Source organism: Alistipes sp. An66 (genome assembly GCF_002161445.1).
Classification (GTDB): domain Bacteria; phylum Bacteroidota; class Bacteroidia; order Bacteroidales; family Rikenellaceae; genus Alistipes; species Alistipes cottocaccae.
The window spans coordinates 243955-268625 of sequence record NZ_NFHT01000001.1 but is presented as its reverse complement, the minus strand read 5'-3'; the positions used below and the strand labels follow the sequence as shown (position 1 = coordinate 268625).

24 protein-coding genes are annotated in these 24671 nt (G+C 64.2%); 14 read left to right on the top strand and 10 right to left on the bottom strand.

Annotated features, from left to right (window positions below; all coding sequences use genetic code 11):
- Window positions 1-3 precede the first annotated feature (3 nt).
- From B5G16_RS01055 to B5G16_RS01005, 11 genes are all read left to right on the top strand, one after another.
- Window positions 4-876, top strand: coding sequence for a Clp protease ClpP (locus tag B5G16_RS01055; RefSeq protein ID WP_087260209.1), 873 nt, complete (start codon window positions 4-6; stop codon window positions 874-876).
- A gap of 95 nt (window positions 877-971) precedes the next feature.
- A complete protein-coding gene (locus tag B5G16_RS01050; RefSeq protein ID WP_087260208.1) occupies window positions 972-1952 on the top strand; it encodes a hypothetical protein in 981 nt (326 codons plus the stop codon).
- A gap of 67 nt (window positions 1953-2019) precedes the next feature.
- Window positions 2020-3246: a phage portal protein gene (locus tag B5G16_RS01045; protein ID WP_087260205.1), complete on the top strand. Its 1227-nt coding sequence runs from the start codon at window positions 2020-2022 to the stop codon at window positions 3244-3246.
- A 74-nt stretch (window positions 3247-3320) separates the two neighbouring features.
- The gene (locus B5G16_RS01040) at window positions 3321-3794 is read left to right on the top strand and encodes a DUF6712 family protein (protein ID WP_087260514.1); all 474 of its coding nucleotides are present in this window, start codon (window positions 3321-3323) and stop codon (window positions 3792-3794) included.
- Window positions 3769-4221: a phage holin family protein gene (locus tag B5G16_RS01035; protein ID WP_087260203.1), complete on the top strand. Its 453-nt coding sequence runs from the start codon at window positions 3769-3771 to the stop codon at window positions 4219-4221. Before B5G16_RS01040 ends, B5G16_RS01035 begins: the two co-directional genes overlap by 26 nt.
- Window positions 4202-4609, top strand: coding sequence for a structural protein P5 (locus B5G16_RS01030; protein WP_087260201.1), 408 nt, complete (start codon window positions 4202-4204; stop codon window positions 4607-4609). Before B5G16_RS01035 ends, B5G16_RS01030 begins: the two co-directional genes overlap by 20 nt.
- A 33-nt stretch (window positions 4610-4642) precedes the next feature.
- Window positions 4643-6121, top strand: a complete 1479-nt coding sequence (locus tag B5G16_RS01025; protein WP_087260199.1) for a ComEC/Rec2 family competence protein — start codon at window positions 4643-4645, stop codon at window positions 6119-6121.
- A 17-nt stretch (window positions 6122-6138) separates the two neighbouring features.
- Window positions 6139-7284, top strand: coding sequence for a THUMP-like domain-containing protein (locus B5G16_RS01020; protein ID WP_087260197.1), 1146 nt, complete (start codon window positions 6139-6141; stop codon window positions 7282-7284).
- Window positions 7285-7323: 39 nt separating this feature from the next.
- Window positions 7324-8628 carry a YhjD/YihY/BrkB family envelope integrity protein gene (locus B5G16_RS01015; RefSeq protein ID WP_087260195.1) on the top strand — a complete coding sequence of 435 codons (1305 nt, stop codon included), beginning with the start codon at window positions 7324-7326 and terminating at the stop codon, window positions 8626-8628.
- Between the two features lie 17 nt (window positions 8629-8645).
- Complete coding sequence (locus B5G16_RS01010; RefSeq protein ID WP_087260512.1) at window positions 8646-9425, top strand: Rossmann-like and DUF2520 domain-containing protein; 780 nt, start codon at window positions 8646-8648, stop codon at window positions 9423-9425.
- On the top strand, window positions 9401-9946 hold the full coding sequence (locus tag B5G16_RS01005; protein ID WP_087260193.1) for a KdsC family phosphatase: 546 nt from the start codon (window positions 9401-9403) through the stop codon (window positions 9944-9946). Before B5G16_RS01010 ends, B5G16_RS01005 begins: the two co-directional genes overlap by 25 nt.
- Before the next feature lie 336 nt (window positions 9947-10282).
- On the opposite strand, the gene B5G16_RS01000 is transcribed toward B5G16_RS01005, so the two are convergent.
- Together B5G16_RS01000 and kbl are read right to left on the bottom strand one after the other, a co-directional pair.
- On the bottom strand, window positions 10283-10756 hold the full coding sequence (locus B5G16_RS01000; RefSeq protein ID WP_087260192.1) for an Lrp/AsnC family transcriptional regulator: 474 nt from the start codon (window positions 10754-10756) through the stop codon (window positions 10283-10285).
- Window positions 10757-10766: 10 nt separating this feature from the next.
- Window positions 10767-11954, bottom strand: coding sequence for a glycine C-acetyltransferase (kbl, locus tag B5G16_RS00995; RefSeq protein ID WP_087260190.1), 1188 nt, complete (start codon window positions 11952-11954; stop codon window positions 10767-10769).
- A 407-nt stretch (window positions 11955-12361) separates the two neighbouring features.
- On the opposite strand from kbl, the gene galE reads away from it, so the two are divergent.
- The 3 genes from galE to pth all read left to right on the top strand — a co-directional run bounded on the left by galE (window position 12362) and on the right by pth (window position 14749).
- A complete protein-coding gene (galE, locus tag B5G16_RS00990) occupies window positions 12362-13390 on the top strand; it encodes a UDP-glucose 4-epimerase GalE (protein WP_087260511.1) in 1029 nt (342 codons plus the stop codon).
- A gap of 209 nt (window positions 13391-13599) precedes the next feature.
- Entirely contained in the window at window positions 13600-14172 is a 573-nt protein-coding gene (locus tag B5G16_RS00985; RefSeq protein ID WP_087260188.1) for a 50S ribosomal protein L25/general stress protein Ctc, read from the top strand.
- 13 nt (window positions 14173-14185) lie between these two features.
- A complete protein-coding gene (gene pth, locus B5G16_RS00980; RefSeq protein ID WP_087260186.1) occupies window positions 14186-14749 on the top strand; it encodes an aminoacyl-tRNA hydrolase in 564 nt (187 codons plus the stop codon).
- Between the two features lie 110 nt (window positions 14750-14859).
- On the opposite strand, the gene B5G16_RS00975 is transcribed toward pth, so the two are convergent.
- From B5G16_RS00975 to rsmH, 8 genes are all read right to left on the bottom strand, one after another.
- Window positions 14860-15255: an RNA-binding S4 domain-containing protein gene (locus tag B5G16_RS00975; RefSeq protein ID WP_087260184.1), complete on the bottom strand. Its 396-nt coding sequence runs from the start codon at window positions 15253-15255 to the stop codon at window positions 14860-14862.
- A gap of 65 nt (window positions 15256-15320) precedes the next feature.
- Window positions 15321-16787, bottom strand: a complete 1467-nt coding sequence (locus B5G16_RS00970; protein WP_087260181.1) for an FtsW/RodA/SpoVE family cell cycle protein — start codon at window positions 16785-16787, stop codon at window positions 15321-15323.
- A 15-nt stretch (window positions 16788-16802) separates the two neighbouring features.
- Window positions 16803-18152 carry a UDP-N-acetylmuramoyl-L-alanine--D-glutamate ligase gene (gene murD, locus B5G16_RS00965; protein ID WP_087260179.1) on the bottom strand — a complete coding sequence of 450 codons (1350 nt, stop codon included), beginning with the start codon at window positions 18150-18152 and terminating at the stop codon, window positions 16803-16805.
- Between the two features lies 1 nt (window position 18153).
- On the bottom strand, window positions 18154-19398 hold the full coding sequence (gene mraY / locus B5G16_RS00960) for a phospho-N-acetylmuramoyl-pentapeptide-transferase (RefSeq protein WP_087260177.1): 1245 nt from the start codon (window positions 19396-19398) through the stop codon (window positions 18154-18156).
- A gap of 15 nt (window positions 19399-19413) precedes the next feature.
- On the bottom strand, window positions 19414-20892 hold the full coding sequence (locus B5G16_RS00955) for a UDP-N-acetylmuramoyl-L-alanyl-D-glutamate--2,6-diaminopimelate ligase (RefSeq protein WP_087260174.1): 1479 nt from the start codon (window positions 20890-20892) through the stop codon (window positions 19414-19416).
- Between the two features lie 3 nt (window positions 20893-20895).
- The gene (locus tag B5G16_RS00950) at window positions 20896-23154 is read right to left on the bottom strand and encodes a penicillin-binding protein (protein ID WP_087260172.1); all 2259 of its coding nucleotides are present in this window, start codon (window positions 23152-23154) and stop codon (window positions 20896-20898) included.
- Window positions 23155-23160: 6 nt separating this feature from the next.
- Entirely contained in the window at window positions 23161-23676 is a 516-nt protein-coding gene (locus B5G16_RS00945) for an FtsL-like putative cell division protein (protein WP_087260170.1), read from the bottom strand.
- A 4-nt stretch (window positions 23677-23680) separates the two neighbouring features.
- Window positions 23681-24583, bottom strand: coding sequence for a 16S rRNA (cytosine(1402)-N(4))-methyltransferase RsmH (gene rsmH, locus B5G16_RS00940; protein ID WP_087260509.1), 903 nt, complete (start codon window positions 24581-24583; stop codon window positions 23681-23683).
- Window positions 24584-24671: the final 88 nt, after the last annotated feature.

Sequence of the window (24671 nt, the reverse complement as noted above, 5' to 3'; positions counted from 1 at the left end):
ATCATGAAATCGGAAATCCAAATCAACAACGCCTCCGACGTATGCCAGATCGACATCGAAGGGACGATCGGAATCCCCGAAGAGTGGCAGTTCGATGACCCCGACGCCCGCGTGGCCACCTATGAACGGTTCCGCGACGCCCTGAAACGCATCGCCGAGATCGACGCCCCGCTGGTCGTGGTCAACATCCGCTCCACGGGCGGCGATGTCAACGACGCCCTGCTGATCCTCGACGCCCTCCGCCAGCTCTCCGCACGCATCGTAACCCGCTGCTACGGATACACCGCCTCGGCTGCCACGATCATCGCACAGGCCGCCTCGGAAGGCGGGCGCGAAATCTCGGAAAACGCTCTCTACCTGATCCACAACTCGATCTGCGCCACGGAGGGAAACGCCGCGGAAATCGCCGGCGAAATCGAACTCCTGCGGCAGACCGACGCCCGCATCGCCGCGGTTTACGCCGCCCGTTCGGGACGCCCCGACGAGGAGTTCGCGGCCCTCATGGCCGAGAACAACGGAAACGGACGATGGCTCTCACCCCGGGAGGCCGTCGAGGCGGGGCTCGCAGACCGCGTGATCGAAACCGCCGCACAGGAGCCCGCATCGCTGGCCCGGAACCTCGCACGCGGATGGCGCCGTCTGCTCGCCGAGATCGGCGTGAAGCCCGCCGGACAGCCCGCCGCCGACCGGAACATCCTCCACACCGCCGACGAACTGCGGGAGCTGCACCGCCGTTCGGCCGTCGCCGCGCAGGAGACCCGGAAACGGATCACCCCGACCCGGGTTCTTCCCTGCGAGGATCCCTCCTGCGGCGAAGCCCTCCGCTCGGCCAACGAACGCGCCTACGCCGAAGACGCCAAATGCTTCCGCAACTGACGACCGGCCCCCTCCCAACCTCACATACGATACCGGACTGCGGGAAATCCCCGGTCCGAAACCGATTCATAAACCCTCAAAAAAACACAAAAACCATGACTTACCTTGAAAATTCGAAACAGTACACCGGTTCCGACCTCGAAAACATCTTCTTCCGCCCCATTCTGACCGGCGATTCGGCCCAGGAACTCGGCGTGCGCGTCCTTTACAACATGCCCCAGTCCACCCATATCCAGCTCTGGGACGGACAGCGCAACATCCTCCAGAAGTTCACCTCGGCAGGCTGGGCCGGAGGTACCGCAACCAAGCGCGTCGAAAAAGCCATCGACCTCCAACGCGTGAAGGCCGAAATCGGATTCTCCGCCGCCGACTACTTCTCGATGGTCTACGAAAAGATCGCGGCCATCACCGACACGAACATGGAGGATCTCTCCGGCACGATCCTCGAACAGGCCGAAACCGAACTCTTCCGGCAGGCCCTCGCCGAAAACATCCGCGCCACGATGTGGATCGGCGACACCTCCGCCGATTCGGGGTACAACACCTTCGACGGATTCCTCAAAATCATCAAGGATCTCGTCACCGAGCAGGCCGTCTACAACATCACCTACCAGAGCACCGACCTGGAAGACCCCAACTACATCGCCGAACTGCTCGACAAGCTCTGGGTCAACGCCGAACCCCGCGTTCAGGACATGAAGGGCGACGGACATCTCGCCTATTTCGTCTCCTCGGACATCTGCCACCTCTACGAAAAGTACCTCGACTCGAAAGGCGTCGACTCCGCCTACGTCGACACGGTGAACGGCCGCCCGCGACTCGCCTACCACGGAATCCCGATCATCGACGTCCGGATCGGCAGCTATCTCGAAAGCCTGATCACCTACCACCGGTCGTTCTGCATGCTCACCGACACCCGCAACCTCGTCATGGCCGTCAACACCGCCGACATGCCCGGAAACGAGGTCCGCATGTGGTACAACCCCGACGAGATGGAGAACCGCCAGCGCGCCGTCTTCATGGCCGGATGCACGGTCCTCGACGAGAGCCTGATCACCTACGCCTACAAACAGTAACCAACCCCGGACGCCGCCCGCAGCCCCGCCGGCTGCGGCGGCGCTTCCCCGAAACCCCGTATACGCCATGAGCAAAGCGAAAAAATTCAAAACCGCCGTAGGCGTCGCCAACCGCACCGACCCCTACCTGACCCTGGGCGCCGTGCGCGTCGAAAACGACCGTTTCTGGCGCTGGGGCGACGACAACCTCTTCCCCGCGGCGCTCGCGCTGATGGCCCGGCGTTCGACCACCCACCGCCGCATCATCAACGACAAGGCCGACTACATCTCGGGCAAGGGGTTCGTCTGCGACGAGGCCCGGCAGCCCGCTCTGGCCGCCTTCCTCCGGGACGTGAACGGCAGCGGCGAAACGCTGCGGCAGCTCCTCAACAAGCTCGCCTTCGACAAATCGCTCTTCGGAAACGCCTTCCTCGAAATCGTCACCGATGCCGACCGTTCGTTCCTCTCGCTCTTCCATCAGGACGCCTCCCGCTGCCGCGTGGCCCGCGACTCGGAGCACATCCTCCTGCACCACGACTGGTCGGCGTTCAAGGCCTCCGAGGCCCGGTCGCTGCCCCTCTATCCGAACTTCGAGCCACAGAACGACGGAACCCTCCGCGCCATCATCCACTACAAGGATTACGAACCCATGTTCGAGCACTACGGCGTCCCGACCTACATCGCCGGATTCAACGTCTCGGCAATCGCCTACAAGACCGACCGCTGGAACATCTCGCGCCTGGACAACTCCTTCCAGCTCTCGGGCGTGATGATGCTCGACTCGTCGGTCGACAACGAGGCCGAGGCCGAACGCATCGTAAGGATGGCCGAGCGGAAGTTCGCCGGAAACCCCGGGCAGGTGATGTTCGTCATCCGCGACGGAGGCGACGACGACAACTCGCGGTTCATCCCCATCGCCGCCCAGAACGAGGGAGACTGGCAGGCCCTGCACGAGCAGGCCGTCGGCGACATCGTCGTGGCGCACTCCTGGTTCCGGACCCTCAGCGGGCTGGACTACGCCTCGGGATTCAACGCCGAGCGCATCCTCCACGAGTACGAAGTGGCCCTCAACACGGTGATCCTCGCCGAGCAGGCCGAGCTCACCGAACCGATCCGCACCGTCATCACCGCGGTGCTGGGGCTCGACACCGCGTCGTTGCAGATCGTCAACCGTCCGCCGACCCGCTCGAAACCCATCTACATGAAGGTCTGGGAGGCCCGCAAGGCCGACGGTCTCGACTACGACCCCGAGGATCCGAAGCAGCAGTACTTCCTCTCCGAAATCACCAAATACAACGTCACCAGCATCGGATGATCCGCCGTGCGGTGCCGGACGGTCCCGATCGTCCGGCGTCGCACGACGGCGGATCTCCGCAAAAACACCCGCACATGAATACGCTCATCACACCCCTCCAAGTGCTGAAACTCGCCTTCGGAAACGGTGAAAACCTCCCGCCCGACACCTTCGGCGAAGCTGACATCGCCGCAGCCGAACAGCGTTACATCGTTCCCGTGATCGGCCCGGAGCTGTACGAAAAGCTCCTCGCCGGCACCCATGCCGAATTCCGCGACGAATACCTCGCGGCGCCCGCGGCGCTCTTCACCCGGCTGGCGCTCCAACCGCGCCTCGACATCCGCACCGGGCAGTGCGGCACCACGGAGCCGAAATCCTCCTGGGGACAGCCCGCCGACAAGGAGGCGCTCCGCCGCCAATGCCGTGCCCTGCGCAGCGAAGCCCGCACGCTCCTGCGGCGCGCCGTCGCGTATCTCGACAGCCACCGCCGGGAGTTCCCGGAATACCTCCCCGAAAAAAACATCCTCAACCGCTGCACGACCGATGGAGGCTTTGTTCAGATTCGTTAGCGGCCTCGCGGCGGGGATCGCCGCGCTGTTCGCACCCATCAACCCGCTCGTGGCCACCACGCTGCTCTTCATCGGGGTGGACTTCGTATCGGGCATCTTCGCCGACCGGGCCGCGGCCCGGCGCGCAGGCAGGGAGTGGTATTTCGAGAGCTGCAAGGCCTGGCGAACCGTCGCCAAGACGGGACTCGCCGTCACGGCCATCGCCATGGCCTGGATGCTCGACCGTTTCGTACTGGATTTCATGCAGTTGAATCTGGCCAAGCTCTTCACCGGATTCACCTGCGGCGTGGAGTTCTGGTCGTTCCTCGAAAACGCCGCGCAGTTCTCCGAAGCGCCGCTCTTCCGCTGGCTGCGCCGCTACGCCAAACGCCGCATGGAATCCCACCTCCAAATCCGCGACGACGACTATGGCACGGGGACTCGATAACCGCAATCCGGGGAACATCCGGCAGTCGAAGGCCCGCTACCGGGGCGAGGTCCGGCCTTCGCGGGACCCCGCATTCAAGGAGTTCGAAAGCCTCGCCTGGGGCTACCGCGCCATCTTCGTGCTGCTCGACACCTACCGCATCCGCTACGGGCTCGACACCCTCCGGGGGATGATCTCCCGCTGGGCTCCGCCCTCGGAGAACCACACCGACGCCTACATCCGCGCCGTGGCCGCCGACACGGGCCTCGACTCCGACGAACGACTCGACACGCACGACGCCCGGACCATGATCCCCGTTGCGGCCGCCATCTCGCGCGTGGAGAACGGCACGCCGGCCGACATGCGGCAGGTCGCGGAAGGATGGAGGCTCTTCCGGGGAGACTCCTGACTTTTTTCAACATATTTTGTGTATCTTGCAGGTATGAAAATCACCTGCCTGTTGGATCGGCTCGACCGTATGCCGATGGTCAAGCTCCTCGCGCCCTTCGCCGCGGGGATCGCCCTGGCCGGAACGTACGAACTGCCCCTGTGGTTTCTCGCAGGGGCTTTCGTCTGTACGGGAGTCGTGGCCCTGCTGCTGCGTTCGGGAGCTGCCGCCGCGGCGATGCTCCTCACGGCGGGATTCGCCGCCGCACAGCTCCGGACTCCCGAAGTGAGCGTCCCGCGCGAGGTGTACACCCTCTACGAGATCGTCGTGGAGGGGTTTCCCGTCGAGCGGGCGCGCTACTCGTCGGCCGATGCCGTCGTAACGGCCTGGCGGAACCCTGCGGACGGGCACTGGAACGCTTCGGACGCCCGGATCCGGCTCTATGCCGATTCGCTGACGGAACTCCGGGCCGGAGAGCGCATCCGCTGCCGGGGCACGGTGCGCCCGTTCCGGGGCGGTGCGGAGAGCTACCGCCGGCTGATGGAGCGGCGGGGCTATGCCGGGACGCTGTGGATCGGGGAGCGGGCGATCCTCGACCGGAAGATGCTCCATGCCGCGAACCTCCACCGCCGGGCCGTCGAACGGTTGGAGCGGCTCCCGATGAAACCCGAAGCCCGCGCCGTCGTCGAGGCGATGGCCGCAGGCGAGCGTCGCGGCATCCCCGCCGACCTGCGCACGGCCTACTCCCGCAGCGGGCTGTCCCATCTGCTGGCCGTATCGGGGCTCCATACGGGGATCGTCTTCGTCGTCATAAACGTGCTGCTCTGGTGGCTGCCCCTGCTGCGGCGGGGCCATCTGCTGAAAAACATCCTCGCGGCGGCGGCCGTCTGGCTCTTTGTCGCCGCGGCCGGGTTTCCGCCCAGCGCCGTGCGTGCCGCCGTGATGTGCACCCTCCTGCAAACCGCCCTCGCGTCGGCCTCGGAGTATGTCGGAATGAACGCCCTGGCCACGGCCGCCTTCGGCATGCTGCTCTGGAATCCCAACTGGATCGGTGACATCAGCTTCCAACTGTCGTTCCTCGCCGTGGCGGGCATCCTCGTCTGGGGCGTACCCCTCTGCCGGAGGTGCCGGACCCGCCGCCGGTGGCTGAACGCCGTCATCGACGCCTATCTGATCGGACTGACGGCCACGCTGGCCACCGCTCCGCTCGTCTCCCACGTCTTCGGTGTCGTGCCGCTGGCAGGGCTGCTCATCAATCCGGCAGCCATTCTGATCGCCGGTGTCGTGGTCTTCGGCGGCGCCCTCTGGATGCTCCTGCCCGTCGGGTGGCTCGCACCGCTTTTCGGAGTGGTGACGGGCAAGGCCGCCGAGGCCGTCAATCTGCTGGCCCGCACAACGGCCTCGCTGCCCGGAGGTGCCGCCGACTGGACGCTCGGAACGACACCGACATTGCTTGTCTACCTGTTTTTCCTCGCCGCAACCCTCGCCGCAGGGTGCCGGGAACCGAAAAAAAGCCTACCTTTGCGTCTGTAAACGACCCCTTCACACCCATGATCACCGCCGAAGAATTCGAACTGCTGCGTACCGAGGAGCTCCGGCAGGCCGTCGCCGCCGCCCGCGGACGCGACCCGCTGGACGTGGCGTTCGACCGCACGGTGCCCCATGCCCGGCTCGTGGCCACGCAGGTCAAGTACCTCGCGCGTGCCGAACGCAAACTCCCGACGTATGCCGCCGTGCAGTGCATCCTCCCGCCGCGGGCCTTCGAGCAGGCGTCGAGCGAGGCGACGGCCGCCCACAAGGCGATCGAGGGCGACACGGTGCTGGACCTCACCTGCGGACTCGGGGTCGACAGTCTCTACCTCTCCCGACGGTTTCGCCGCGTCGTGGCCCTCGAACGCGACCCGCTGCTGGCCCGGATCACGTCGGAGAATTTTTCGAGAATGGGCGTGGCGAATATCGAGGTCGTGAACACTTCGGCCGAGGAGTACCTCCGGCAGGAGGGGCTGCACTTCGACTGGATCTACGCCGATCCCGACCGGCGTTCGGCCGAAGGGCGCAAGTTGGTCCTGCTGGAAGCCTGCTCGCCCGACATCGTGGCACTGAAACCAAAAATCGACCGCATCACCGCACGGCTCTGTCTGAAAAACTCCCCGCTGTTCGACGTGGACGAGGCCCTGCGGCTCTTCCCCGACAGCCGCGTGGAGGTTCTCTCGCTCGGCGACGAGTGCAAGGAGATGCTCATCTACGCCGACGGAACGGGACCGCTCGTCACGGCCACGGCCCTCGGCATCGGGAGCTTCGCGGCCGCACCCGGAGCCGTGCCGCCCGAAACCCCGCCGTTCGATCCGGAGCGCTTCCGCTGGCTCGTGATCCCCGACGTCGCACTGCGCAAGGCCCGCCTGACGCGGCTCCACCTGGCCGGCAAGGCCGACTGTTGGAGCGACAACGGATTCGGATTCGCCGCCGCGGAGCCGCACGGCGTGATCGGGCGCGTATCGCCCATTGAGTCCATCGAACCCTACGACCCGAAACGGTTGAAACGCGGACTGAAAGGGCGCGGCGTCGAGATCCTCAAACGCGACTTCCCGCTGCCGCCCGACGAACTGATGCGGCGGCTCGGCGCTCACCCCGGCGCCGACGTGCGGATGGCCTTCACGAAAATCGGGAACGATTTTTGGGCGATCCGGCTAAAATAGCTATCTTTGTCGAAAGCGCCGCGACGGCGGACAAGGCCCATGAAACTCCGACAGCTCTTCACCTACTTCACCGACACGATCTTCCGCCAGGACGTCAGCGAATGGCGCAACCCCGTCGTGCGGTGGCTCGTGCAGCAGTACCGCCTGCTCTTCTACACGGCCCGCGGGCTGGTCGAGCACGGAACGCTGGTCCGCTCCGCGGCCCTCACCTTCTACACGCTGATGTCGCTCGTCCCGATCCTCGCCGTCGTCTTCGCCGTCGTCAAGGGATTCGGGCTCACCGACGGACTCGTCGAAAACCTCTACGGAATCTTCCCCCGCCATCCCGAAACCATCGACTACATCGTCGGATTCGCCGAAAACGCCCTCGCCCGCACCCAGGGCGGCGTCGTGGCCGCCGTGGGTCTGGTGATGCTCTTCTGGGCCGTGATCCGCGTCTTCGGCTCCATCGAGAGCGCCTTCAACAACATCTGGGAGGTCAAGGTCGCCCGCAGCATCGCACGCCAATGGACCGACTACATCGCCGTGGTGATGATCGTCCCCGTGCTCTGGATCCTCGCCAACGCCGCCGGCGACTACGTCGAACAGCTGCTCGGACTCTACGACAAGTGGTACTTCAACACGCTCTCGCACCTCGCCTCGATGGTCATCATCTGGACGATGTTCACGCTCCTCTACCTGATCATCCCCAACGCCCGGGTGCGCTTCCAGAGCGCCCTGATGGCCGGGATCGTCGCCGGGACCATCTTCCTGCTCTTCCAGTGGGGATACGTCTACGTCCAGCGCTGGATGACCTCCTACAACGCCATCTACGGAAGTTTCGCCGCCCTGCCGCTCTTCCTCATCTGGATGCAGACCTCGTGGGAGATCCTCCTCTTCGGCGGCGAACTCTCGTTCGCCTACCAGAACATCAGCCGCTTCGCCGAGGAGCGCGAATCCCTCCGGATCAGCTACGACCAGCGCCGCAAGGTGCTCCTCGCGGTGATGATCCTCGTGGCGCGGAATTTCCGTGACCACGGAGGAACGCTCTCGACCGATACGATCCGCGAACGCCTCGGACTCCCGACCCGCATCGTCAATGACGTGCTCTTCCAGCTCGTGCAGGCCGGGCAGCTGATCGCCGTGCGCAGCGGCGACGGCGAACGCGACGTGGCCTTCACCCCGGCGCATGACCTTGCGTCGACGACCGTCTACGGCATTCTGGAAGCCGTCGAACGGACGGGGCAGGCCACACTCGACCTCGGGCAGACCCCCGAACTGGCCCGCGTGAACCGGGAACTCGAAATCCTGAAACAGACCGTACGCCAATCCCCGGAAAACGTGCGGCTGACCGACCTGCTATGACCTCCGAAACGCACCCCATGAAACGCATCGTCATCATCGGAAGCGGCAATCTGGCGGAGGCGCTGGCCCGCGCCGTCGCCGCCAGCAGTCTCGAAGCCGTACAGATCTGGGCCCGGAACCCGGAGCGCGGCCCCGCCGTAGCCCGCATCGCCGGATGCGGATGGAGCGACGACCCCGCCGGACTCGACCGCACGGCCGACCTCTATCTGATCGCCGTGAGCGACCGCGCCGTCGCCGAGGTAGCCTCGACGCTCCCGATCCCCGCATCGGCCGCCGTGGCCCACACCGCCGGAAGCGTACCGCTGGAAGCCATCCCCGGGCATTTCGCACGCCGCGCGGTCTTCTACCCGATGCAGACCTTCACGAAGGGACGCCCGGTGGATTTCTCGGTCATCCCGATCTTTCTCGAAACCGCGGACCCCGGATTCCGGGCCGAACTCGAATCCCTCGCCCGCACGCTCTCCCGGACGGTGCTCTGGGCCGACTCGGCGCAACGCGCCCGGGTACACCTCGCGGCGGTCTTCGCCTGCAACTTCGCCAACCACATGTACGCCCTCGGCGAGGAGACGGTGCGCCGCGCCGGACTCGACTTCGGGGTGCTCAAACCCCTGATCGCCGAGACCGCGGCCAAAGCCTGCGACGCCCGCTCGCCGCGCGACGTGCAGACGGGCCCCGCCGTGCGCAACGACACCGCCACGCAGGAGCGCCATCGGGCCCTGCTCGACGGCGATCCCACCTTACAGGAGATCTATACGCAAATCAGCAAAAACATATGGCAAACTTCAAGGAAGAGATAGCACGCTGCCGGACCTTCATCTTCGATGTCGACGGCGTGATGACCGACGGCGGGATCATCCCGACCGCCGACGGCGACTTCATCCGCCGCTACAACGCCAAGGACGGCTACGCCCTGGCCTATGCCCTGAAAATGGGCTACCGCGTCTGCGTCATCACGGGCGGGCGGGGCAAGACGCTCGAACACCGTCTGCGGATGCTCGGCATCCGTCACTACTACCTCGACTGCATGGACAAGATTGCGGCCCTGCACGAATACCTCCGCAACGAGGGTGTCGACCCGGCCGACGTGATCTACATGGGCGACGACATTCCCGATCTGGAATGCATGCGCGAGGTGGGGATTCCGGTCTGTCCGGCCGATTCGGCCGCCGAGGTGATCGAAGCGTCGCGTTACGTCTCGGAGTTCCGGGGCGGCGAGGGTGCCGTGCGCGACATCGTGGAGCAGGTGCTCCGGGCACACGGCGACTGGGCCCGCGATTCGCAGGGCGTCACGCCCTCGTCGCTGGCCGCCTCCTGTTGACAGAAGGGGAGGGGGGGGGTCTGCGAACGTCACACTCCCACGGGCCCACAGACCCGGAGCCGGTTTCGGGGCGGTCCCGCCTCGGCCCGGTCCCGGCCCCGAAACACCCGCACACGCCGAAACTTCCCGAAAAAAACGGACGACCTTTGTCAGGTCGTCCGTTTTTCAGTTCCGGGACGTGTCCGGGGCGTGTTTCTCTTCCGTTCTCATTTACGGCTCTTCCTCTCCTCTTCCCCTCATCTCTTCCCCTCATCTCTTCCTCTCCTCTCGCTCCTCTTCCCCTCTCGCTCCTCTCTCCCTCTCTCTCGCGCTCCCGGCCCCTCTCACGGCCCCCGGCTACTCCTCGATGAAGTCGACGTTCACCTCGCGCTGGAAGACCTCCTGCAACGAGATGTTGGTCTCGGTGGTGGCGATGCCCTGAATGCGCAGAATGCCGTCGAAGATCGTGTGCATGAGGTGTTCGTTATCCACGCAGTAGAGTTTCACAAGGATGTTGCCCTTGCCGGTGATGTAGTGGCACTCGACGATCTCGGCGACTTTTTTGAGCTCCTCGACCGTATGTGCCTGCAACTGCGGATCTTTGAGCATGATGCTGATGTAGGCGCAGACGTCGAAGCCGATCACCTTCGGATCGACGATCAGCCGGCTGCCGAGGATCACGCCCGCTTCGTCGAGCTTGCGGATGCGCTGGTGGATGGCCGCACCCGAGATGCCGCACTCACGTGCGATTTCCAGGAAGGGCATGCGCGCATTCTTGATGAGGTATTTGAGGATCTTGCGGTCGATTGCGTCCAATGTCGTTTTAGCCATATCTGTGGGGTTATTTGATGACGTTCAACTCCTTGCCGATTTTGGTGAAGGCGGCGATGCAGCGGTCCAGCTGTTCGAAGGTGTGGCCTGCGGAGACCTGCACGCGGATGCGGGCCTGTCCCTTCGGGACGACCGGATAGTAGAATCCCGTGACGAAGATGCCCTCGTCCTGCAACTTTGCGGCGAAGTCCTGCGAGAGCTTCGCGTCGTAGAGCATCACGGCGCAGATGGCCGACTGCGTGGGTTTGATGTCGAATCCGGCGGCCATCATGCCCTTGCGGAAGTGCTCGACGTTGGCCACCAGACGGTCGTGGAGTTCGTTGCTTTCGGCCAGCATGCGGAACATCTCGATTCCGGCGCCCACGACGGCGGGGGGCAGGGAGTTCGAGAAGAGGTAGGGGCGCGAACGCTGGCGGAGCATGTCGATGATCTCCTTGCGGCCGGTGGTGAATCCGCCCACGGCGCCGCCGAAGGCCTTTCCGAGGGTTCCGGTGAGGATGTCGACCTGTCCGCGGAGGTTGTAGAGTTCGGTGATGCCGCGGCCCGTTGCACCGAGGACGCCTGCCGAGTGGCACTCGTCAACCATGACCAGGGCGTCGTACTTTTCGGCCAGGGCGCAGATTTTGTCGAGCGGAGCGGCGTTGCCGTCCATCGAGAAGACACCGTCGGTGCAGATGATGCGGAAGCGCTGGGCCTGGGCCTTTTTCAGACACTCTTCGAGTTCGGCCATGTCGGCGTTGGCGTATCGGTAGCGCACGGCCTTGCAGAGACGCACGCCGTCGATGATCGAGGCGTGGTTCAGGGCATCGGAGATGATGGCGTCCTGGTCGGTGAAGAGGGGTTCGAAGACGCCGCCGTTGGCATCGAAGCAGGCGGCATAGAGGATCGTGTCCTCGGTTCCGAAGTAGTCCGAAACGGCCTTTTCGAGCTCCTTGTGGATGTCCTGGCAGCCGCAGATGAAGCGGACGGAGGACATGCCGTAGCCGCGGGCGTCCATGGCGCGCTTTGCGGCCTCGATCAGGCGGGGGTTGTCCGAGAGTCCGAGGTAGTTGTTGGCGCAGAAGTTCAGAACCTTCCGACCTGCAACCTCGATCTCGGCCCGCTGGGGCGACGAGATGATCCGTTCGTGCTTGTAGAGCCCTGCGGCCTCGATTTCGGCGAGTTCATGTTGCAGGTACTCCTTAATTTTTCCGTACATATCGCGTTAAGGTTTTGATGAAATTCCGGTTATCGGGCTATCAATCTGTTACAAAGGTACGACAAATTTCCGAAAAACAGACACTTGCCGACATTAATTTTTCGCGCCCGGGGTTACGATTTGTCAGTTCCGCGGCCGAAACGAAATTCCAACCGGCATTTCCCACCCTCTCCCGGACTGCCGCACCCAACGCCGCATTCTCGGTCCTCCCCGCCGGCAGAGAGGGCTCCGGTCAACGATCCGGTCTGCAAAAAACGGTGCAAAAGCCCTCTCCAACCCGAAAAAAGACAGTCAACCGCCCCGTTTCGCGCCCTTTCACTCCCCTTCGCGCCGCAAATTTTCACCGTTCCGACACGCTTGTTTCGAAAAAATGAGTATCTTTGTTACTCAATCAATCTTTGCGACTTATGAAAAAATCGTGTGTCTTGGTGAGCGGCGGTGCCGGTTACATCGGCTCGCACACCACCGTCGAACTGATCAATGCCGGCTACGACGTGGTCATCGTCGACAACTTCTCCAACAGCGACATGGGCGCCGTCGAGGGCGTACGCAAAATCACCGGCGTGGAGATCCCCTTCGTTGAGGTCGACTGCTGCGACCGCGAGGCCTTCCGCAAGGTCTTCGAACAGTATGAATTCGACTCGGTGATCCACTTCGCCGCCTCGAAAGCCGTCGGCGAGTCGGTCCAGAAACCCCTCGAATACTACGGCAACAACCTCACGTCGTTCATGAACGTCATCTCGCTGATGCGCGAGTTCGGCCGTCAGAACATCGTCTTCTCGTCGTCGTGCACCGTCTACGGCGAACCCGAGAAGCAGCCCGTCACGGAGCAGACGCCCCGCAAGCCGGCCACCTCGCCCTACGGCAACACGAAGCAGATGTGCGAGGATATCCTGCGCGACTCGCTGGCCGCCTATCCCGGACTGAAAGGTATCGCCCTGCGCTACTTCAACCCCATCGGCGCCCACCCGTCGGCCCTGATCGGCGAACTGCCGCGCGGCGTGCCGCAGAACCTCGTGCCCTACATCACGCAGACGGCTGCCGGCATCCGCGAATGCCTCTCGGTGTTCGGCGACGACTACCCGACGCCCGACGGTTCGTGCATCCGCGACTACATCGACGTCGTGGACCTGGCCCGCGCCCACGTGGCTGCCATCCGCCGCATGATCGAGGACAAGAACAAGGCTCCCTACGAGATCTTCAACGTCGGCACCGGCCGCGGCGTTTCGGTGCTGGAACTGGTCCGCAAGTTCGAGGAGGTCAACCACATGAAGCTCAACTACAAGATCGCGCCGCGCCGCGAGGGCGACATTATCGCCATCTGGGCCGACCCGACGCTGGCCAACACCGAGCTGGGCTGGAAGGCCGAGCGCTCGCTCGACGAGACGCTGGCAGCCGCCTGGGCCTGGGAGAAGCACGTCCGCGGCATGAAATAAGGAATTCCGGAATCGAAAAACGGGGAGGAGAGTGTTCGCTTCCCCGTTTTTTCGTGTAAAAGGGTGATTCCGGGCGTTTTTCGGGCTGCGAAGTTTCTTTTTTCGATCCAAATGCTTATCTTTGCACCCCGAACAGGCGGAAATGGGATGCGACCCCCGAGGCCGCATTGAGAACCGCCGCAGGTAACACACTAAAAAACAAACACATCATGAAAACCATTTCGGTAAAGGCCACCAAACGTGCCGAGTTCGGCAAGAAGGCCGCCAAAGCCGTACGCCGCGAGGGCTTCATCCCCTGCGTACTGTGCGGAAACGGCGAAACGGAGATGTTCTCCGTGGATCCCCGCGAGATCAAACCCCTGATCTACACCCCCAACTCCTACATCGTCGAATTCGACGTCGAGGGCAAGAAGGAGCTTGCCGTACTGCGCGAGGCCCAGTTCCACCCCGTTCGTGAGGAGATCCTCCACATGGACTTCTACCGCATCGCCGACGGCAAACCCGTCTCGATCGCCATCCCGGTACGTCTGACCGGTAACGCCGAGGGCGTGAAGGTCGGCGGCAAGCTCGTCCTGTCGGCCCGCAAGCTGACCGTGAGCGCCCTGGTCGAGAACCTGCCCGACGAGATCGTCGTCGACGTGACGACCCTCGGCGTAGGCAAGACGATCTTCGTCGGCGACTTGCAGTTCGAGAACCTGAAATTCGTGACTCCGGCCACGACGGCCGTCTGCGCCGTGCGCGTAACGCGTGCTTCGCGCGGTGCCGAGGCTGCCGCCAAATAGTCGCTGAAACGGCATGAAATACCTCATTGTTGGGCTCGGGAACATCGGCGCCGAGTACGTCGGAACCCGCCACAACATCGGTTTCAAAGTGTTGGACGCCCTCGCAGAGGCGTCCAACGCTGTTTTTACCACGGCGCGCTACGGCGATGTGGCCGAGGTCCGCTACAAGGGCCGCACGCTCGTGCTGCTGAAACCCTCGACCTACATGAATCTCTCGGGAAAGGCCGTCCGATACTGGCTCGACACCGAAAAGATCCCGCTGGAAAACCTGCTGGTCGTCTCGGACGACATCGCCCTGCCGTTCGGGACCCTGCGCCTGCGCCCCAAAGGGAGCGCCGGAGGACACAACGGGTTGAAGAACATCGCCGAACTGCTGGGCTCCGAGGAGTATGCCCGGATGCGCTTCGGCGTGGGCGGCGACTTCCCCCGGGGACATCAGGTGGAGTACGTGCTGGGCGAGTGGACCGACGAGGAGCGGCAGGCGATGCCCGAACGGTTGAAGGTCTTCGTCGACGCCATCCGTTCGTTCGTCACGCAGGGGTGCGCCCTGACCATGAACTTCTTCAACAAGAAATAAGCCCGTATTTGCAACTGCGAAGGCCGCCCCGTTCGAGGCGGCCTTCGTATTTTCGGGGAAGGAGGGTGTGCGGCGTCCCGTTTCCGGGTCTTTTTCAGCCTCTCCGGCGCTCACTCCTCATCGTCGTAGTAGAGGTCGTCCATGAGCGAGTCGAGTTCGCGCCGCTCCTTCTTCGTGGGACGCCCGGTGCCGCGGTCGCGGAAGACGAAGATCGTCTCGCGCGGAACGTTGAGTTTGTCCAGCTCCTCCTGCGGGGTGATGTTGAGGCAGTAGGCGGGGACGTTCTTGGCCGGCTGGCGGCTCGACACCAGGTCGAGCACCTTGTAGGAGTAGGTCACCTGCTGTTTCCGCACGGCGATCACGTCGCCGATCTTCACCTCGCGCGACGGCTTGGCGTAGGAGCCGTTCACCGTCACCTTGTTCGTGCGGATGGCATCGGCGGCATCGCTGCGGGTCTTGAAGACCCGCACGGCCCAGAGGTATTTGTCCAAACGAATATCTTCCATGATATCAGTAAATATTCCTGGTTTTATATTCCGAGCGCCGGAGCGTTTCCGGCCGCCGTTTTTTGTCAACCGTTGATCCGCAGCTCCTCGCTCTTCGGCCGGTCGTGCGACTGCTCGTCGTTCTGGCGGCTGACGCTCAGGATCATCCCCAGCGCAATGGTCGTGAAGAGCACCGACGAACCGCCGCGCGAGATCAACGGCAGGGTCTGACCCGTCTCGGGTATGAGGTTCACCGTCACCATGATGTGCAGCAGCGCCTGACACGTGATGAGCAGCGCCAGCCCCAGCACCAGCAGCCCCGGGAAAGCCGTTCCGCAGCGCCGGAAGATCTCGATCGCCCGGAAGAAGATCCACAGGTAGAGCATCAGCAGCAGCACGGCCAGAATGATGCCGTACTCCTCGACGAAGAAGGCGTAGGCGTAGTCGCTCTCCGGGTGGATCATCTCCACGCGCATGGCGCTCTGCCCGGCGCCCTCACCGAAGATGCCGCCGTTGTGGATGGCGATCATCGAGCGTTCGGTATCGGTCAGATGCTCGATCGGTTTTTCGGTCTGCGGCTGGGTCCAGAGGTGAATCCAGGTCGAGACGCGGCCTTCGGCCGTCTCGCTGCGTCCGAGGTTGAGGGTCATGATGAGCACGATGCCCGCAACGGCCCACCCCACGAGTTTCATCAGTTCGCTGAACCGCACCCGCCCGATGAGCATCATGACCCACGAGGCCAGGAAGACCAGCACGGCCGACGAGGTGTGCGCCGGGAAGATCACCAGACACGACACGAAGACGGGCATCAGGATGGGCCACGTGCCCTCGTGCCAGATCTTGCGTTGCAGGGCCGACGAGCGCCATGTCCAGAACTTCCAGCTCGGGACGATGCGGATGCGGTCGATTTTCGACTGGCGTCCGGCCAGCTGCCGGGCCAGGAAGAGCACCGTGGCGACCTTCAACGCCTCGGAGGGCTGGAACTGGAAGGGGCCCAGCGGGATCCAGCGCGCCGCGCCGTTGGTCGTGGCGCCGATGAAATAGACGGCCAGCGTCAGGGCCACCGAAAGGAAGTAGATCGGCCGCGAAAAGAGGTTGTAGATCCGGCAGTTGATCTTCTGCACGGCAACCATGACGGCGAGACTGAACACCAGAATCATCAGTTGCTGACGCAGGAAATGGGCCGTTGTCCGGGCCGTATGGGCGTCATAGGCCATCTTGGCCGTCGAGGAGTAGACCACCAGCACCGAAATGACGGAGAGCGCGGCGATGATGATCCACAGCACGCGGTCGCCGGTGAAGAGCCGGAACCGCGGCCGCTCCGCCTCCTCCGGGATCCGGTCCGGACGGTTGTTCCGATCCTCCGTTCCCGGGGCGGTCCCGCTCCGCCCCGCACGGCGGTCCCGCGCCCCGGAAGGTGCGCCGGGCGCCTCCGGAGCCGGCTCCGACTCCGGGAATACGGCAGCCGAAGGCCCCGCAGTTCGACGCGGCACGGCATCGCGGGCGAGTTCCGCCGCGGCCCGTTCGTCGTATCCGTATCCGTCACGCTCCATAACCGATCCCTCTCTCTATGCGTGTTCCCGGACCCACTCCTTGAAGAGTTCGCCCCGGTTCTCGTAGTTCTTGAACAGGTCGAAGCTGGCGCAGGCCGGCGACAGCAGCACGGCATCGCCCGGACGGGCCGCCCGCTTGCAGGCCTCCATCGCGGCATCGAGCGACGCGGTCGAGACCACCTCCGGGACCACGCCCGTGAATTCGCGCACGAGTTTTTCGTTGTCCAGCCCCATGCAGACCAGCGTACGGACCTTCGCCCGCGCGAAAGCCTTCAACGGTTCGTAGTCGTTGCCCTTGTCCGTACCGCCGGCGATCCACACCACGGGGCGGGTCATGCTTTCCAGCGCATAGTAGACCGAATCGACGTTCGTGGCCTTCGAGTCGTTGATCCACAGCACGCCCTCCTTTTCCAGCACGGGTTCGAGCCGGTGCTCGACGGGCGCGAAATCGTAGAGCGAGCGGCGGATCTTCGCCGGGGCGATCCCGGCGGCCAGCGCCGCCAGCGAGGCCGCCATGGCGTTGTAGGCGTTGTGCAGCCCCTTGATCCGCAACTTCGCGGTGTCGATCTCCACGGAGGATTTCCCGGCCGTGGCCGTGAACTTCCCGTCGCAGAGGAACGCATCGCCGGCGCCGCTCGCCACGGCGCTGTGCGCCATGAAGGGAAGCTGGCGCATCCGCAGGTCGTATTTCGGAAGCTCCCCGCCAATCACCGGGTCGTCGCCCGAGTAGACGAACCAGTCGCGCGAGGTCATGTTCCGCGTGATGCGCATCTTGGCGTCGACGTAGTTCTGGAAGCAGTGGTCGTAGCGGTCCAGGTGGTCGGGCGTGATGTTCATCAGCACGCCGATATGGGCCCGGAAGCGGTACATGCCGTCCAGCTGGAACGAACTCAATTCGAGGACATACCAGTCGTACGAACCCGTGGCGACGGAGTAGGCGAAGCTCTCGCCGATGTTGCCGCCGAGGGCCACGTTGCAGCCTGCGTCGCGCAGGATCTTGTAGATGAGCGACGTGGTGGTGGTCTTGCCGTTCGAGCCCGTGATGCAGATGCACTTCGCACGGCCCATGTAGCGGCCCGCGAACTCGATCTCCGAGATCACCGGAATGCCCGCCTCGCGGACCTTCCGCACGATGGGCGCCGTATCGGGAATCCCCGGCGACTTGACGACCTCCGCAGCGGCGAGGATGCGCTCCTCCGTGTGGCCGCCCTCCTCGTAGGGGACCTGCCATTCGTCCAGTTTGGCCTTGTAACGGTCGGCGATCTTCCCGGCATCCGAAAGGAAGACCCCGAAACCTTTCTTTTTGGCGAGGATCGCGGAGCCGTAGCCGCTGATGCCGCCGCCCAGTACGACGATGTTTTTCATGTTATCGGATCTTCAACGTAACCAACGTGATGGCTGCCAGCAGCAGCGAGATGATCCAGAAGCGGGTGACGATCTTCGTCTCGAAGATGCCCCTCTTCTGGTAGTGGTGATGGATCGGCGACATGAGCAGGATGCGGCGTCCTTCGCCGTACCTGCGCTTGGTGTACTTGAACCAGCCGACCTGCATCATCACCGAGAAGCTCTCGACCAGAAAGACGCCGCAGAGCAGCGGCAGCAGCAGTTCCTTGCGGATGCAGAGCGCGAAGACGGCGATCACGCCGCCGATCGAGAGCGAGCCCGTGTCGCCCATGAAGATCTGCGCCGGGAAGGAGTTGTACCAGAGGAATCCGACCAGCGCTCCGACCAGCGCCGCGGCGAAGACCACCAGTTCGCCGCTTGCGGGGATGTACATGATGTTGAGGTAGTCGGCATAGACGATGTGCCCCGAGAGGTAGGCCAGCACGCCCAGCACCGCAACGATCGGCACCGAGACGCCCGTCGCCAGGCCGTCGAGGCCGTCCGTGAGGTTCGCGCCGTTCGACACGGCCGTGACGACGAAGATCGCCACCAGGACGTACAGCAGCCACGTGGCGGTTTCGTTGTCCCCGGTGAGCCAGCCGTAGTCGAACTCGTTGTTCTTGACGAAGGGGATGGTCGTCTGCGTGGTCTTGCGGCTCTCGGAGCTCAACACGACGTTGCGCTGCACGCTCCCGATCTCCGTGCCGTCCTCGTCCATGTAGACCGTCTCGACGGGCTGCGTGACCTTCTCGCGGACGACGATCTCGGGCGAGAGCCACATCGTCGTGCCGACGATGATGCCCAGCCCGACCTGTCCCACGATCTTGAAGCGTCCTTTGAGCCCCTCCTTGCGGTGGCGGAAGACCTTGATGTAGTCATCCAGCCCGCCGATGAAGCCCAGCCAGACCGTCGAGACCAGCATCAGCTGGATGTAGATGTTGTCGAGTTTGCCGACCAGCAGCATCGGGACCAGAATGGCCACGAGGATGATCACGCCGCCCATCGTCGGGGTGCCCTTCTTTTGGAGCTGCCCCTCCAGACCGAGGTCGCGGATCTCCTCGCCGATCTGCTTCCGCCGCAGGAAGTCGATGATCTTCCGTCCGAAAATGATGACGATCAGCAGCGAGAGGATGATGGCCGCCGCCGCACGGAACGAAATGTACTGGAACATGCCCGAACCGGGCAGGTCGTAGGCTTCGTCCAGATACTTGAAAAGATGGTAAAGCATGTCTGCGTATGGATGTTAGAATGTTTCCTGTTTTTCCGCCGCGGGGAGGAGTCCGAAGGCCTTGCGGACCTCCTCGCGGTCATCGAAATGGTGTTTCACGTCGCCGATGATCTGGTAGGTCTCGTGCCCCTTTCCGGCCACGAGCAGGATGTCGCCGGGCCGGGAGAGCAGCACCGCCGTGCGGATCGCCTCGGCGCGGTCCGTGATGCGCACGCAGCGGGTCCCGGCGTCGAGCCCGGCGGTCATCTCGTCGAGGATCGCCTCGGGCGACTCGTGGCGCGGGTTGTCCGAGGTGAAGATCGCCGTCGTGGCGTACTTCACGGCGATGCGCGCCATTTCGGGACGCTTCGTGCGGTCGCGGTCGCCGCCGCAGCCGCACACCACGATCAACTGCTGATCCGGCGTGCGGATCTCCTCGATCGTGCGCAGGACGTTTTCCAGCGCATCGGGCGTATGGGCGTAGTCGACGACAGCCGTCGTGCCGTTCGCCGCCCGCACGACCTCGAAGCGCCCGCTCACGGGATGCAGCGTCGAGAGTACGCGCAATACCTCCTGCCGGTCGAGCCCCAGCAGCACCGCCGCACCGTAGACGGCCAGCAGGTTGTAGGCGTTGAAACGCCCCAGCAACCCGGTCCAGACCTCCTGCCCGTCGATGCGCAGCAGCATGCCGTCGAGGTGCATTTCGAGGATCCGGCACCGGAAATCGGCCATCTCCCGCAGTGAGTAGGTGCTCACCGCGGCGGCCGTGTTCTGCACCATCACGGCGCCGTTGCGGTCGTCGGCGTTCGTCAGCGCGAAAGCCCCCTTGGGCAGTGCGTCGAAGAAGCGTTTCTTGGCCCGGATGTACTCGGCGAAGGTCTTGTGGTAGTCGAGGTGGTCGTGGGTGATGTTCGAGAAGATCCCCCCGGCGAAGTCGAGCCCGCGGGTGCGCTCCTGCACGATGGCGTGCGACGAGCACTCCATGAAGCAGAATTCGCACCCCGCATCGGTCATTTCGCGCATCATGGCGTTCAGACGGATCGGGTCGGGGGTCGTATGCGTCGATTCGATCTCGCGTCCGTCGATCTTGTAGACCACCGTCGAGATCAGTCCGGCGCGGTAGCCCAGCGCACGGACCAGATCGTAGAGCAGCGTCACGGTCGTCGTCTTGCCGTTGGTGCCCGTAATGCCCACGAGTTTCAATTCCCGGCTCGGGAATCCGTAAAATGCCGCGGCCATGTCGGCCATCGCCCCGGCCGAATCGCGCACCACGACGTAGACGACGCCCTCGGCCGGCGACTCCGGCATCCGTTCGCAGACCACCGCCGCAGCGCCCCGGCCGACGGCCATGGGGATGAAATCGTGGCCGTCGCAGCGCGTTCCCGGAACCGCAAAGAAACAGGCTCCGGGCTTCACGGCCCGCGAGTCGTAGGTCAGGCCGCCGACCGCGGTCTCCGCATCGCCGTGCACCGCCTCAACGGGCGTATGCCGCACCAATTCCGAAATTCTCTTCATTGTCTATTTCAACGTTATGGTTACCGTCGCGCCCGGCACGATGCGGGACCCGGCGGAAATCGTTTGCTGTGTCACGGTTCCCTGCCCCGAGAAGCGGACTTTCAGACCGCGGCTTTCGAGCAGGAACAACGCATCCTTCAATCCCATGCCGCGCACGTCGGGCATGACGTTACGCCCTTCCGGAAGGGCCGTCACGGCCACCCGCGCCAGGCTGTCCACCCGGGCGCGCCCCCATCCCGTGCGGCTGTCGAAGGTCGTCCGCGGCGAGAACTCGCCGGCAACGCTCCGGATCTGGGCGATATTCCCGCCCTTGATCCGCTCCGGATAGCGGCGCGGACCGTCGGAGCCGACACGCCCGTACCACTCCTGTTCCCGGTTGTAGATGTAGTCGACCATGCGTTCCACCACGGGGCCCGCCAGCGGGCCTCCATAGTAGGCCTTTCCGGGCTGTGCCCGGGTTTCGATGGTCGTGAGGACCGTATAGCGGGGCGCATCGGCCGGGAAGTAGGCGACCATCGAACCCAGATAGGGCCGCCCGCCCTCGGTCGGGGAGGTGATCTGCGCCGTACCGGTCTTGGCCGCCACCCGCAGGCGCGTCGTATCACGGAAGAAGACGCTCGCCGTACCCTCCGTGCAGACCGCCTGCAAGCATTGCCGCACCTCGTGCAGCGCCGCCCGCGAGGCGATCGACGAGGCGATCGTGCGGCTCCCGAAGCGCTCCTCGACGCGGTCGCCGCGCCGCAGTTCGCGCACCAGCACCGGCGAGATCATCTTCCCGTCGTTGGCCACGGCGTTGTAGAACGTGATCATCTGAATCGGCGCCAGCCGCACGCGGTAGCCGTAGGCCATCTTCACGAGCATCACCCCCGGATCGGGGACCTTCCAGTCGGTGGTGATCGAGGGTTTGCGCTCGCCGAGGCGTTCCAGCCCGACGGTCTCGCCCAGATGCAGCGTTTCGTGCAGATACCGGCTGTAATCGAACTTCTTGCCCGTGATGCCGTAGCGGTCCCACACCGCCTCGGCGAAGTAGACGTTCGACGACGACGCCACGGCCCGCCGGAAGTCGATCTCATGGTCGCCGCGGTGCGAATCGCGGATGTTGCGCGCCGGGCCCACCGTCACCGGATCGCCGTTGTGGGCGTCGTAGACCGTCGAGGGCGACATCCGCGCATCGTCCAGCAGCGTGAGCATCGTCGCCAGCTTGAAGGTCGAACCGGGCTCCATCGAGCGGCTCAACGCATAGTTCTCGCGCTCGGAGAAGCTCCCGTCGGCATTGCGCCCGAGGTTCGCCAGGGCCAGGATCTCGCCCGTATGGACCTCCATGACGATGGTCGTCCCCCACAGGGCGTTCTGGTGCGTCAGCTGCCGCCGCAGGGCCTTGTCGGCCACATCCTGCAAGTCGAGGTCGAGCGTCGTCACCACGTCGTATCCGTCCACCGGATCCTTGTGGTCGCCGCCCGCCACGCGTCCGTAGAACCCGCGTGCGATGCGCTGCCGCAGGGCTTTACCGTCCTCGCCGGCCAGTTCCGTGCGATAGGCCTCCTCGATGCCGTAGTTGCCCCGGTCCCCCGTCAGACCGATCGTCCGCCGGGCCAGTTCCCCCTGCGGATAGATGCGTTCGTCGCGTTCGACGAGCCGGTAGACCATGCCCATGTTCCAGTTCAGCAGCGGGTAGCGCCGCAGCACCTCCCACTCGGCATAATCCACCTCGCGGGGGAAGATGTTCACGGGCGTATGGTCGCGGAGCGTATCGTAGATGCGTTTTTTGATATACTCCTCGCCGCGCAGGCGGTCGAAGAAGCGGGCGATGCGCCCCTCGGAACGCAGGTAGGTCGTGTCGCGCGGCCGCACCAGCCGGTAACGCCGGGCGTGCTCGTCGCGGAACTTCTTCGCATAGGCCGCGGCGGGTTTGTCCTTGAAGAAGGCCGCCAGCAGCTTGGCCAGCGAATCGGCCTGTTCGTGGAAGGTCTTCAAGGAGTCGAGCCCCGGCGACGCGAAGTCGAAGGCCGCCTGATAGCGGAAAATCGATGTGGCGAGGGGTTCTCCGTCGCGCGACAGGATGCTGCCGCGCTGGGCCGGGATCTCCTCCCGGGTGAAGATGCGGCTGGCCAGCCGGTCGGCATTGTAGGCCACCTCGCTGCTGAACAGCTGCACCCAGATGAGCCGCGTGAACACGACACCCCCGGCGAGGATGAACAGCACGTACAACAACCTCACCCGCAGCAGAATATCGCTCTTGACCTTCGATCGTTCCTCCTTCATCGCCGGTCAGTTTTCGATGATTTCACCCGGGACGGCCGGGTCGTAGAGTTCGATGCCGCGCTCGCGCAGCCGTTCGACGATGGCCGAATGGGTGGTCCGCTGATAACGCTGCTCCTGCAAGCGGATCGAGCGTTCGCGCAGCATCTGCACTTCGCGCGACAGCCGCGTATAGCGCATGTCGAGGTGCAGGGACCAGAACATCACCACGATGCTCAAAAAGAACATTCCGGCGATGGTCAGCAGGTAGGGGTAGTATTTCGAGACGCCCTTGCGCACGAGAATCGACCCCGAGAAGAGCTGCCAGAAGGTGCTCGACCGCCGTCTCCGCTCGCGGGCCTCACGGGCTTCGGTCTCGGCCCGCTCGGCGGCTTCGCGCTCCTCGTCGGCACGGATCTCCTCGTCGGCCTCGCCCCGCTCCATGCGGCGCACCTCGCGGCGCACGCGCCGCGCGAATTCGGCCTCCTCTTCGCGACGGGCCTGTTCCTCGGGGGTTATGGGATCGAATTCGTGGTCGCGGTACATGGCATCAACGTTTTACGGCCGCACGGAGTTTCGCCGAACGCGACCGGGGATTGCGCGCCAGCTCCTCGTCCGAGGGGACCACGGCCTTGCGGGTCACCGCCTCGAACGGCGCCAGCGAACGCCCGAAAAAATCCTTCTCGGCCTCGCCCGAGAAGTTGCCGCTGCGCAGGAAGTTCTTCACCAGACGGTCTTCGAGCGAATGGTAGGAGATCACCACGAGCCGCCCGCCGGGTTTCAGCACTTTCAGGCTCTGTTCCAGCGCCATCTTCAAGGCCTCCATCTCGCCGTTCACCTCGATGCGCAGGGCCTGGAAGAGTTTCGTGAGGAATTTCGCGGGGTCTTTGGCCGGCGTGCAGGGCTTCACGGCCTCGACCAGCCCGGCCGTAGTCGTCACGGGGGCTGCCGCACGGGCCTTCACCAGGCAGTTGGCCACCTTCCACGGCGTATCCAGCTCGCCCCAGTCGCCCAGGATGCGCGTCAGCTCCTCCGCCGGGTAGCCGTTCACGACATCGGCGGCCGTCAGGCGTCCGCGCTGGTTCATGCGCATGTCGAGCGGGGCGTCGCCGCGGAACGAGAAGCCCCGTTCGAGGGCGTCGAAATGGTGCGACGAGACCCCGAGATCGGCCAGAATGCCGTCGACCGCCACCACGCCGCGCAGGCGCAGCGCTCCGCGCAGGAAGCGGAAGTTGCACTCCACGTAGTGGAACCGCGGGTCGTCGGGGCAGTTCGCCCGCGTATCGCGGTCCTGATCGAAGGCATAGAGCCGGCCTTCGGGCCCCAGTCCGGCGAGGATGCGGCGCGAATGGCCTCCGCCGCCGAACGTAAGGTCGGCGTAGGTCCCCTCCGGCACGATGCCGAGCAGATCCACAGACTCTTCCAGGAGCACGGGCGTATGATAGGTCGACATGACGGTCATTGACAAAAGTCCATTTGGGGTGTAAAGTTAGTGTTTTTCCGAAAAAGAATCCGTATATTTGTGTAACTAAATTTTCGAA

Coding starts and splice junctions, on each gene's coding strand:
- B5G16_RS01055 (WP_087260209.1), top strand. CDS start 4: ATGAAATCGGAAATCCAAATCAACAACGCCTCCGACGTATGCCAGATC.
- B5G16_RS01050 (WP_087260208.1), top strand. CDS start 972: ATGACTTACCTTGAAAATTCGAAACAGTACACCGGTTCCGACCTCGAA.
- B5G16_RS01045 (WP_087260205.1), top strand. CDS start 2,020: ATGAGCAAAGCGAAAAAATTCAAAACCGCCGTAGGCGTCGCCAACCGC.
- B5G16_RS01040 (WP_087260514.1), top strand. CDS start 3,321: ATGAATACGCTCATCACACCCCTCCAAGTGCTGAAACTCGCCTTCGGA.
- B5G16_RS01035 (WP_087260203.1), top strand. CDS start 3,769: ATGGAGGCTTTGTTCAGATTCGTTAGCGGCCTCGCGGCGGGGATCGCC.
- B5G16_RS01030 (WP_087260201.1), top strand. CDS start 4,202: ATGGCACGGGGACTCGATAACCGCAATCCGGGGAACATCCGGCAGTCG.
- B5G16_RS01025 (WP_087260199.1), top strand. CDS start 4,643: ATGAAAATCACCTGCCTGTTGGATCGGCTCGACCGTATGCCGATGGTC.
- B5G16_RS01020 (WP_087260197.1), top strand. CDS start 6,139: ATGATCACCGCCGAAGAATTCGAACTGCTGCGTACCGAGGAGCTCCGG.
- B5G16_RS01015 (WP_087260195.1), top strand. CDS start 7,324: ATGAAACTCCGACAGCTCTTCACCTACTTCACCGACACGATCTTCCGC.
- B5G16_RS01010 (WP_087260512.1), top strand. CDS start 8,646: ATGAAACGCATCGTCATCATCGGAAGCGGCAATCTGGCGGAGGCGCTG.
- B5G16_RS01005 (WP_087260193.1), top strand. CDS start 9,401: ATGGCAAACTTCAAGGAAGAGATAGCACGCTGCCGGACCTTCATCTTC.
- B5G16_RS01000 (WP_087260192.1), bottom strand. CDS start 10,756: ATGGCTAAAACGACATTGGACGCAATCGACCGCAAGATCCTCAAATAC.
- kbl (WP_087260190.1), bottom strand. CDS start 11,954: ATGTACGGAAAAATTAAGGAGTACCTGCAACATGAACTCGCCGAAATC.
- galE (WP_087260511.1), top strand. CDS start 12,362: ATGAAAAAATCGTGTGTCTTGGTGAGCGGCGGTGCCGGTTACATCGGC.
- B5G16_RS00985 (WP_087260188.1), top strand. CDS start 13,600: ATGAAAACCATTTCGGTAAAGGCCACCAAACGTGCCGAGTTCGGCAAG.
- pth (WP_087260186.1), top strand. CDS start 14,186: ATGAAATACCTCATTGTTGGGCTCGGGAACATCGGCGCCGAGTACGTC.
- B5G16_RS00975 (WP_087260184.1), bottom strand. CDS start 15,255: ATGGAAGATATTCGTTTGGACAAATACCTCTGGGCCGTGCGGGTCTTC.
- B5G16_RS00970 (WP_087260181.1), bottom strand. CDS start 16,787: ATGGAGCGTGACGGATACGGATACGACGAACGGGCCGCGGCGGAACTC.
- murD (WP_087260179.1), bottom strand. CDS start 18,152: ATGAAAAACATCGTCGTACTGGGCGGCGGCATCAGCGGCTACGGCTCC.
- mraY (WP_087260177.1), bottom strand. CDS start 19,398: ATGCTTTACCATCTTTTCAAGTATCTGGACGAAGCCTACGACCTGCCC.
- B5G16_RS00955 (WP_087260174.1), bottom strand. CDS start 20,892: ATGAAGAGAATTTCGGAATTGGTGCGGCATACGCCCGTTGAGGCGGTG.
- B5G16_RS00950 (WP_087260172.1), bottom strand. CDS start 23,154: ATGAAGGAGGAACGATCGAAGGTCAAGAGCGATATTCTGCTGCGGGTG.
- B5G16_RS00945 (WP_087260170.1), bottom strand. CDS start 23,676: ATGTACCGCGACCACGAATTCGATCCCATAACCCCCGAGGAACAGGCC.
- rsmH (WP_087260509.1), bottom strand. CDS start 24,583: ATGTCGACCTATCATACGCCCGTGCTCCTGGAAGAGTCTGTGGATCTG.